General features: G+C 61.0%; 11 protein-coding genes and 2 pseudogenes. 8 read left to right on the plus strand and 5 right to left on the minus strand.

Going from position 1 to position 8078, the window contains the following annotated elements; genetic code table 11:
• Window positions 1-619 precede the first annotated feature (619 nt).
• The gene (locus G9U53_RS07970) at window positions 620-1369 is read left to right on the plus strand and encodes a GAF and ANTAR domain-containing protein (RefSeq protein ID WP_054781727.1); all 750 of its coding nucleotides are present in this window, start codon (window positions 620-622) and stop codon (window positions 1367-1369) included.
• A gap of 428 nt (window positions 1370-1797) precedes the next feature.
• On the opposite strand, the gene G9U53_RS07975 is transcribed toward G9U53_RS07970, so the two are convergent.
• Complete coding sequence (locus tag G9U53_RS07975) at window positions 1798-2154, minus strand: hypothetical protein (protein WP_054781728.1); 357 nt, start codon at window positions 2152-2154, stop codon at window positions 1798-1800.
• Between the two features lie 617 nt (window positions 2155-2771).
• Between G9U53_RS07975 and G9U53_RS07980 the strand changes: the two genes are divergently transcribed.
• From G9U53_RS07980 to G9U53_RS07990, 3 genes are read left to right on the plus strand one after another with little or no spacing between them, the layout of a single operon-like run.
• The gene (locus tag G9U53_RS07980) at window positions 2772-2960 is read left to right on the plus strand and encodes a hypothetical protein (RefSeq protein ID WP_058036953.1); all 189 of its coding nucleotides are present in this window, start codon (window positions 2772-2774) and stop codon (window positions 2958-2960) included.
• 46 nt (window positions 2961-3006) lie between these two features.
• Entirely contained in the window at window positions 3007-3594 is a 588-nt protein-coding gene (locus tag G9U53_RS07985; protein WP_058036954.1) for a type 1 glutamine amidotransferase domain-containing protein, read from the plus strand.
• A gap of 14 nt (window positions 3595-3608) precedes the next feature.
• On the plus strand, window positions 3609-3836 hold the full coding sequence (locus tag G9U53_RS07990; protein ID WP_058037006.1) for a DUF6480 family protein: 228 nt from the start codon (window positions 3609-3611) through the stop codon (window positions 3834-3836).
• Between the two features lie 87 nt (window positions 3837-3923).
• On the opposite strand, the gene G9U53_RS07995 is transcribed toward G9U53_RS07990, so the two are convergent.
• Window positions 3924-4193 carry a Rho termination factor N-terminal domain-containing protein gene (locus G9U53_RS07995; RefSeq protein ID WP_054781729.1) on the minus strand — a complete coding sequence of 90 codons (270 nt, stop codon included), beginning with the start codon at window positions 4191-4193 and terminating at the stop codon, window positions 3924-3926.
• Between the two features lie 235 nt (window positions 4194-4428).
• On the opposite strand from G9U53_RS07995, the gene G9U53_RS08000 reads away from it, so the two are divergent.
• Together G9U53_RS08000 and G9U53_RS08005 are read left to right on the plus strand one after the other, a co-directional pair.
• A complete protein-coding gene (locus tag G9U53_RS08000; RefSeq protein WP_087503864.1) occupies window positions 4429-4584 on the plus strand; it encodes a DUF6131 family protein in 156 nt (51 codons plus the stop codon).
• Between the two features lie 64 nt (window positions 4585-4648).
• Window positions 4649-4928, plus strand: a pseudogene (locus G9U53_RS08005) (low affinity iron permease family protein); the annotation flags it as partial.
• Window positions 4929-5123: 195 nt separating this feature from the next.
• Here the strand turns inward: G9U53_RS08005 and G9U53_RS08010 are convergent.
• Window positions 5124-5900 (minus strand): SigB/SigF/SigG family RNA polymerase sigma factor, encoded by a 777-nt coding sequence (locus tag G9U53_RS08010; protein ID WP_063315324.1) that lies wholly within the window; start codon window positions 5898-5900, stop codon window positions 5124-5126.
• On the minus strand, window positions 5897-6325 hold the full coding sequence (locus G9U53_RS08015) for an ATP-binding protein (protein ID WP_139799826.1): 429 nt from the start codon (window positions 6323-6325) through the stop codon (window positions 5897-5899). The genes G9U53_RS08010 and G9U53_RS08015 overlap by 4 nt, the downstream gene beginning before the upstream one ends.
• Before the next feature lie 534 nt (window positions 6326-6859).
• Here G9U53_RS08015 and G9U53_RS33455 point away from each other — a divergent pair.
• Both G9U53_RS33455 and G9U53_RS33890 read left to right on the plus strand, forming a co-directional pair.
• Window positions 6860-6985: pseudogene (locus G9U53_RS33455) on the plus strand (thioredoxin-disulfide reductase); the annotation flags it as partial.
• Complete coding sequence (locus G9U53_RS33890) at window positions 6982-7185, plus strand: ANTAR domain-containing protein (RefSeq protein ID WP_267933130.1); 204 nt, start codon at window positions 6982-6984, stop codon at window positions 7183-7185. The pseudogene G9U53_RS33455 and the gene G9U53_RS33890, both read left to right, overlap by 4 nt.
• A 102-nt stretch (window positions 7186-7287) precedes the next feature.
• On the opposite strand, the gene G9U53_RS08025 is transcribed toward G9U53_RS33890, so the two are convergent.
• On the minus strand, window positions 7288-8078 hold a 791-nt coding region (locus G9U53_RS08025; RefSeq protein WP_207624051.1), incomplete at its 5' end, for a GAF and ANTAR domain-containing protein.

Here is an 8078-nt window from a genome sequence, read left to right on the forward strand (position 1 = left end):
GAGCCGTCCGGAGTCGAGGAAGATGATGCGACGTTCGATGTCGACGTGTGATTGCAGAATCGTCCGCAGAACCGTCCGAGGAGGGTGAAGCCGACAGCTGTTTGTACTCCGTGTAGCCACTACAGGTGTGGGGAGGCGCAGACCGGCGATCTTGGCTACGTAGGTGCGTCTGGTCGGTAGTGGGTCCGCATGGATGTGGCGTTGCGGCGTTTCCCCATACCGTTGAAGGTCTGTGGTCGGGGCGGGTTTGCGTTGGTGGTGTGTGGGATACCTCTGGGTTGCGGTATCGGGAGCACTCGAAAAGGATTTCGGGGCGCCGCGCAGACGACCTGCCTTCCGGCTGTCCGCTCGCCGGGGGTGGGTCAGCCCCGAAATGGGGCATCCTGGTACGGGCAGTGCCGGGATGCGCATCGGGTTCGCTGGCGTCGGCGCTCACACCTCGGCGCCGGCGAACCACCCTTTGGTTCGGGTTGCTGGTGCGGCGGGACCGCGGCGTCGTGGTGGGGTTTGGTGGTGGTGTGTTCGGGCATTCGTGAGTTGTTGACAAGTGGAGATCGGGGTTTTGCCCATTTTCGTCGTGTGCCGTCACGGTCTCGTGGGAGTGCGTGTGAGGTGTGGGATGGATGTCGTACGAAGCGCTGCTGTCGGTGATGGGTGGTTTCCTCCGCTCGATGCGGCTGCCGAAGCGTTGCAGGATCTGTATCGGGTGTTGAATCCGGCCGGTCACATCGAGAAGTATCTGAACCGGTTGTGTGAGCATGCGGTGGAGTTGATCGAGGATGCGGACATGGCGGGGGTGACGGTTCTCGATGAGGAGGGTGCTGCGTCGACGGCGGCGCGCACGTCCCGTGAGGTCGTCATAGTAGACGAGCTGCAGTATCGGTCGTGGGCGGGTCCGTGTATCGAGGCCGCGGAGAGCGAGCAGATCGTGGTGGCGGACCGCACGACTGCCAGTGAGCGGTGGCCGGGTCTGGCGTCCGAGGCCCGGCGATTCGGGGTGCAGAGTTTCCTGTCGATTCCGTTGCCTGCGCTCGAGCCCGGGGTGCGTGCGGGTGCGGTCAACGTGTACGGCAGCCGTGCGGACGGGTTCGCTCGTTCTGAGGTGGCGTTGATGAATTTGTTCACCACTGCCGCTGGGTATGCGATCGGCAGTACCGAACGTTACCGGGGTGCCCGGCAGTTGGCTCTGCAGCTCGAGCGTGCTCTCGATTCGCGGGCGGTGATCGATCAGGCGAAGGGGGTGTTGATGGCGGTCCACGGTGTCGATGCGGATGCGGCGTTCGCGATGCTGGTCGAGAGATCCCAACGCACCAACACGAAACTGCGGGCGGTGGCAGAGGATCTGCTGGCGAGTGTGCGCATCACCTAGAGATGATGACAAGCCCTCGCCGATGCCGGGCAATGAGCGTGCGAGGGTCCGCGTCCGGGGTCGTGCTGATCGGTTGATGTGAGGTGTGACTCCTCCGACCTGCCGCTGGGCCACCCTACGATCGGCACACACACACCGCACCCTCGTTGTGGGGCCGGAACTGTCTGGGTTTCCGAAACCAATGAGAGAGCACTGCATCACACGTGTCGCATTTCAGTCCGGTGAGGGCTGGTACTTTCAGCCGATCGGGTGCAGGGTGAGAATCGTCCCGGTCTGTGCTGGCTCGGGACTGTTGTTCTGCCGGACGTCGACTCCCATCCCCGTCCGGCAGAGCCCGTTCGTAGCGAATCGAGAACCGTTGGTTCGGTGACAAAGCAGGCTCCTCGGCAACAGACGCCTCGTTACCGAGCCACGGACGCGCTCGGAGTTCAGCGCTGGTCGTCGAGCGGGGAGATCGATTGTTCGAGCAGATATTCCTCGGGTGCCGGCCATAGGGTATCGAGTTCGGCGGAGAAGGCTTCCATAAATTGCCTTGCGCGAACTCCGTTCTGCCACAGGATGAACGAGGAGCTAGCTGCGACATTGCTCGACGAGTGTGTGAGTGCTTGACACCCCACCGTCAGTGGCACCACCAGGTCGTCGTCGGTGCCGGCAGGTCGTCGTCGGAACGAATGCGATCGTCCAGTTCCCCAAGGCCTCGGCGCCGACGACTGAACTTCTTCCCAGCCGAGTTCGTTGACGTCCTGCAACCGCGCGGATCTCCCAGAGCGCACGGTCATTGCCACGTCACGTTTCCTCAGTGCGTGAGCTGGGTAACAAATCGGGGGTCGGTGAAGGAGGGCTTGTGGTGGATGTCGCGTCGTGGACGGAGTCTGAAGAGCACGAAAGGTGGTGGCGCGAGATCGTGGGAATCGCACCTTTCGAAGACCGCCGTGTGGCAAGAGATGTCGGAGACTTGCCGTGTGCCAAGGATTCCACGGCCTCCGCAGGCACGAATGGAAGCCCGCTGCGTTTCGCGGCGTGACGGCGGCCTGAGAGCCGGCCTCATAGAAGGGTGGATGCACGGTGCTGAATGTTGTTCTGTTGCTTGTGATGCTGAGTATCGGCATGGGTGTGGTGATGTGTCTGGACTTCCGATGGCTTCGCTCTTCGGCTCGAGATGATCGTCGACGGTTTGCGTATCGGGGAGATGCGGGGATCCCCAAGTCGTAAATCTGTTTCTGACGGCTCAGGTCGCATACCAGCGACCTCTCTGATCGCCTCGCGCACTTCGTGTGTGAACCGTACAGTCGGCGTACGACGCGCGGGGTCAGCGCCTGAGCGTCCATGGTGACGGTACGGGTTGATACGCCGTCGTCGCAGTCGATGATTGAAGAAGCATCGGCTGGGGAAGCCGACCCGAATGGCTACTTACAGAGTGATCAATCCTGCAGGCGACGTCACCGCGACGCGCGAGATCGACAGCGCTGACGATGCGCATGCCTGGTTCGTCGATGCCCGCGCCGACAACTCGGAACTGGGATGGCGCATGGAAGTCCAGCATGACGGTGAATGGTCGTTCTTCGACGACACCGAGGGCGCATCCAGCTGAGCAGTCGCTCGACGGTTGTGACGAAGATGAGGGAGGACGTTCAAGCATGAGTCGACTACTCGCAGGAAAGAAAGTGGCATTCCTCGTGGCGACGGAGGGAGTCGAACAAATCGAGTTGACGGACCCGTGGGATGCGTTGGTTGCCGAACACGCTCAGCCGTCGATTGTTTCGACAAAATCCGGAACTATTCAGGCATTCAATCATCTCGACAAAGCTGACGTCTTCGACGTGGATGCGGTGGTCGAGTCGGCGAAGTGGTCGGAATACGACGCACTCGTCCTACCCGGTGGTGTGGCCAACCCTGATTTCCTTCGTGTGAATCCAGGGGCGGTGGCGTTCGCCCGGAGTTTCTTCGACGCCGGGAAGCCTGTCGCAGTGATCTGCCACGGACCGTGGACGCTGGTCGAAGCCGGCGTGGTCGCCGGTCGCACGCTGACGTCGTGGCCTAGTTTGCGCACCGACATCACGAACGCCGGCGGCACGTGGGTGGACGAAGAAGTCGTGGTCTGTACTTCAGGACCGAATACGTTGATATCGAGCCGCAACCCCGATGATCTGCCGGCGTTCTGCGCGACACTGACCGACACGCTCCGGCAGTCCCAGGCATCGACGACGACTTCCGAGGGAAGTTGACCGGGAGGAACATCGTGACTTCTACACCGCCCGAACCAGATCCGGACAATACCCCTGACCTGGAACCCGGAGGCGGGGTCAAGCCGGGGAGCACCCCGCCCGATGCTCCCCAGACGTCGGGATTGTCCGAACCCGAACCCGCGACCGTCAAACGCTTTCCAGGAACAGGAATTGCAGCGATGGTCGCGGTCGCGTTGGTTGTCATCGTTTTCGTCATCGCCGCGGTGGCCATACTGGCATGATTTCTGCGCTTCGGACCGAGCGGTGTCGCATGGCGATTCGTACACAGAAGCCGAGTGTCGGAGTGGACCTGACGCCAAGGGCGAGGTTCAGTGATTTCGGAGGGTATCGATCAGTTCGCTCTTCTTGAGTTTCGAATAACCGTGAAGATCCAGCTCTTTGGCACGCTTCTTCAATTCCTCCACCGTCCAGTCTTCGTACGGCGAAGACTTGCCCCCGGATTTACCCACACTCGACCGCCCACGATTGGCGGCCGCGTTGGAAATCCGTGCCGCCTTCTGCTTCGAATCCCCTTTCTTTCGTAATTCTTCGTAGAGGTCCTGATCCTTGAGTTGGGGTTGTGAGTCTTGGCGAGCCACTGGTGCGTCCTCCCACTGTGCCTTTGAACTGAGGGTCCGGTCTCGTACAGGTGCTACCCGTGAGGTGGACGATCAAACCGGAAAACAAGGCACCCTGTGTCACCACCCGAAAGCAGTCGAGGAGTCGGTCGCATCAGGCACGGCCGTACCTGCGCCCAGCCCGTTCCAAGTGTTTGAGGACTGTGACCAGCGGGTACGTCGCCCTCGATGGGTGATCCGTGTCGAAGGAGGGTCCATGATCATTCTCGGAATTGTCTTGTTGATCGTCGGCTTCTTGACTGGCATCTCGATCCTGTGGACGATCGGCATCATTCTCGTGGTGATCGGGGTCGTTCTGTTCGCGCTCGGCGCCGCCGGACATGCTGTCGGTGGTCGGCGGCACTACTACTGACGCTGCGGCGCCGGCCCCTCGGTCACCGCGGAACTCACGTCCATTGCGCATCTGACATGTCACGGTTGTGCTCTGGGCTCCGTCATTTTTCCTGTTGGGCACCATCGTCACCTGGCAACTGATCATCACCACCGTCACCACCATCGTCACATTCCTCCTCGTGGCGTTGCTCCAAAACACCCAGAAACGCTCCGACGACGCCGTTCAGCACAAACTCAATGCCATCGCAGACGGCCTCGCCGACCTGATGAAGCAGCTCTCGAAGGAGCACCTCGAACTCGGCAAAGACCTCAAAGAAACTACGCATGGCCGGTGGACTCGAAGATCACGAAAGTGCGTCCTGAGCCATCTTGTCCACCGTATGCGTCCGCTTCGCCTGCAGAACCTATGATTCAGTGCCGGATCAGGCCGAACTCATGGGCACACGATCGAATCGGGAGCACATCACACCATCATCCGAAAGCAGTCGAGTGAGTCCTTCGAGTTACCGCGGACCGGGGCGAGCTTCCTTGTCCGTCCTGTTTCGTGCCCATCGTCCCTCAATTGGTGACTTCGCCGATTTCGCGGCGCAGGGACTCGAGAGACCGGCTGAGCAATCGTGAGACATGCATCTGGGAAAGGCCGACCTTCTCGGCGATTTCCGATTGAGTCAGTTCCCCGAAGAACCGGTACACGAGGATTGTCCGTTCGCGTTCAGGCAGAGCGAGGAGCGCAGGCCGGAGGGTTTCGTGGTTGTCGATTCCGTCGAGCGCGGCGTCGTACTCGCCGAGCGTGTCTCCGATTGACGCCCCGTCGGGCGCAGTGACGGCGTCTAGCGATGCGGAATGATAGGAATCTCCGGCCGCCGCGATGTTCACGATGTCGGCCGGTTCGACACCCAGATCTGCCGCGAGCTCGGGGATCGTGGGCTCGCGACCGAGAGTCTGGGTGAGCGTGGCTCGCGACCTTTTGAGGCTTAGGTAATTCTCCTGGAGTGAGCGTGGAACTCGGACATCCCAACCCCGGTCACGAAAGTGCCTGCGCACCTCACCCATCATCGTCGGGACGGCAAAGGACAGAAAATCTTTACCTTTCGCAAGGTCGAAGCGATTGACTGCATTGACCAGACCCAGACTGGCGACTTGGACGAGATCCTCGTGTGACTGGCCTCGTCCTCGATACCGCCGGGCAATGTGATCGGCGAGGGGCAGACAGATTTCGATGATTTCGGTGCGAAGCCGTTCGAAATCGAGATCGTCGGCGGGCAGGGCGGCAAGGCGCACGAACAGAGCGGTGACCTGCGTGTACTCGTTGTCCTCGAGGCCGGGCGGGGTCACGAACCCGCCTGCAACGCCTTGGTGAGTGTGATCGTGGCCATCCAGTTTTTCTCTGGAAGGGTGGGCGGGACCTGCTCGAGGACTACGCCGTCGGCCAGAGTGTCAAGGACGTGCCATATGAAGGACGAGGTGCTCGTGGTGATCTGACCCGTCGTTGTCGTCGAGAGGATTACCTGCACAGTGGCGACGTTTCCGTCGAATGTGCACGTCAAGGTGCTGAAGGGGAGAGCACGGGAGATGAGAATGGTTGCAGCTTCGTCTGCCGCGAGGACCAGGTCTGACAACCTGCTCAGCGAGAGTGCATAGTGGGCGGCCACGGTCCGGATCAGTGATCGCAGTACTGGGAGTTGGTCAGGTGATGCGGAGACGGACAGTGAAGGTGTCGTTGCGGCCGGTGAAAGGATGGCCCGCTCGAAGGACGTCACGTGAGTGTGCTCCTGTACCTGAGGGGTGCAGGCTGCTCCTGGTGAGAGCCACGGTCGCACACCCGCATAGCCTGACAAACCGTTCAACTGCCCAGCCGTTTTCAACTACGCAGTGGATCGGCGGTCAAACATCGAGCTTAACGCTGTTGACGGTTCTGCAACAGGACTCGATCGAAGTGAGCGTATAGCGCCGGGGAATGGAAATCCCCAGCAACCCGTACGAGGAGCCACGATCTATAGCGGTGCGGCTTCCTGGCTATGAATACCGCCCGTTTCGAATCCTGCACATCCGCCAGTCGACCTCCCCGGACGACACTGACCACCGGAAACGAAGGGCAATTGGCACCACATCAGAAGCATCAATCTTGCATCTGATGCAACCCGTCTCCCTGGCCCAGATATGACGAAGCCGCCGGCACCGAAGGTGTCCAGTGGCTTTTCAGGATCGGTGCCCGTCTTGCGCTTATCGGCAAGCGGCCGCTCGAAGCGGCATTTCTTTCGGTGATACCCCGGCAGAACCGAACACCGACAGGTCAGGCGATCACCGCTGTCCGCGCCGGATGCGCCGCAGCAATCGACGCCGAACGCTGGCTGCTCGACAGCGGCGGCATCACCGCCAACACGTTCCACTCGGCCGGCCATACCGTAGACGCCGTCTGACTCTTACACCCAGCGAAAGGAACTTTGAGCGTGCTCTCGATTCGCGGGCGGTGATCGATCAGGCGAAGGGGGTGTTGATGGCGGTGCACGGTGTCGATGCGGATGGGGCGTTCGCGATGTTGGTCGAGACGTCCCGACGTACCAACACGAAAGTCAGGGTCGTCGCGGAGGAATTGTTAGCGAGCGTGCGCATCACCTAGAGATGACGAGGCCCCGCGAACGCGGCGATGGTGAGTTCTCCCGCCTATCGACGGCACGCCGCTTCGTGCCGTCGCAGCGTTCTGACCGGTCGATCGGAAGCCCTATGTATGTTCGTCGTCGGCTGAAATGATCGTCTGACGTGCAACGTCCAGTAAATCCCGCGACTGATGACGTGCTGAAGCCTGGAGTTCGGAAAGCGCGGTCTGGGGGTCTGTATTGCGGCGGATCATCAAGATTCCGACTGCGCGTTCGATGTCGGCACGTGAGGCGATTCCTCGGCGCAGGGCGTTGGCGGCATGTTCGAGTCGATGGTCTGTTGCGATGGCGTCGAGCCCCGCTCCCAGATATTCGGCGATGACGACGACGAGATCGCGGTCCCGGTCCGTCTCTGCCACGGCTGAATGCGAGTACAGGTTCAGTGACCCGACCGGCTCGTTGTAGTTGAACAGTGGTATCGCGAGAAAACCTTCCAATCCGGCGTTGCGCGCAGCAATGCCGAGAGTGGGCCACCGTGTGCCTAACTGCTCGACCGACATTCGGACCGACCGACCCGTGCGCGATGCTGACAGGCAGGGTCCGTCACCGAGGAGATATTGCGTGCGATCGAATTCTTCTACACGTTCATCGGTAGGGGCGACGGTGAACGGTTCGCTGTCCAGGGATGCCGTGACACCGGCGTGATCAACACCGACAACCAGATCGACGGCGGCGATCGTGCATCGAATCATCAACTCCACGACTCGATCCGGGGAATCAGCCGGTATGGAGAGAGATTGTTCGAGGCGATCGATGAGTCGCGGCTCGCGACCCTGTGCTCGCGCGAAGGCGGCCGACGGTCGCGCGCGCGGATGAGAACTGTCGAAGTTCATGATTTCTTGCCCGATCCGCGCGG

This window comes from Rhodococcus sp. D-46 (genome assembly GCF_011290655.1).
Taxonomy (GTDB): Bacteria; Actinomycetota; Actinomycetes; order Mycobacteriales; family Mycobacteriaceae; genus Rhodococcus_F; species Rhodococcus_F qingshengii.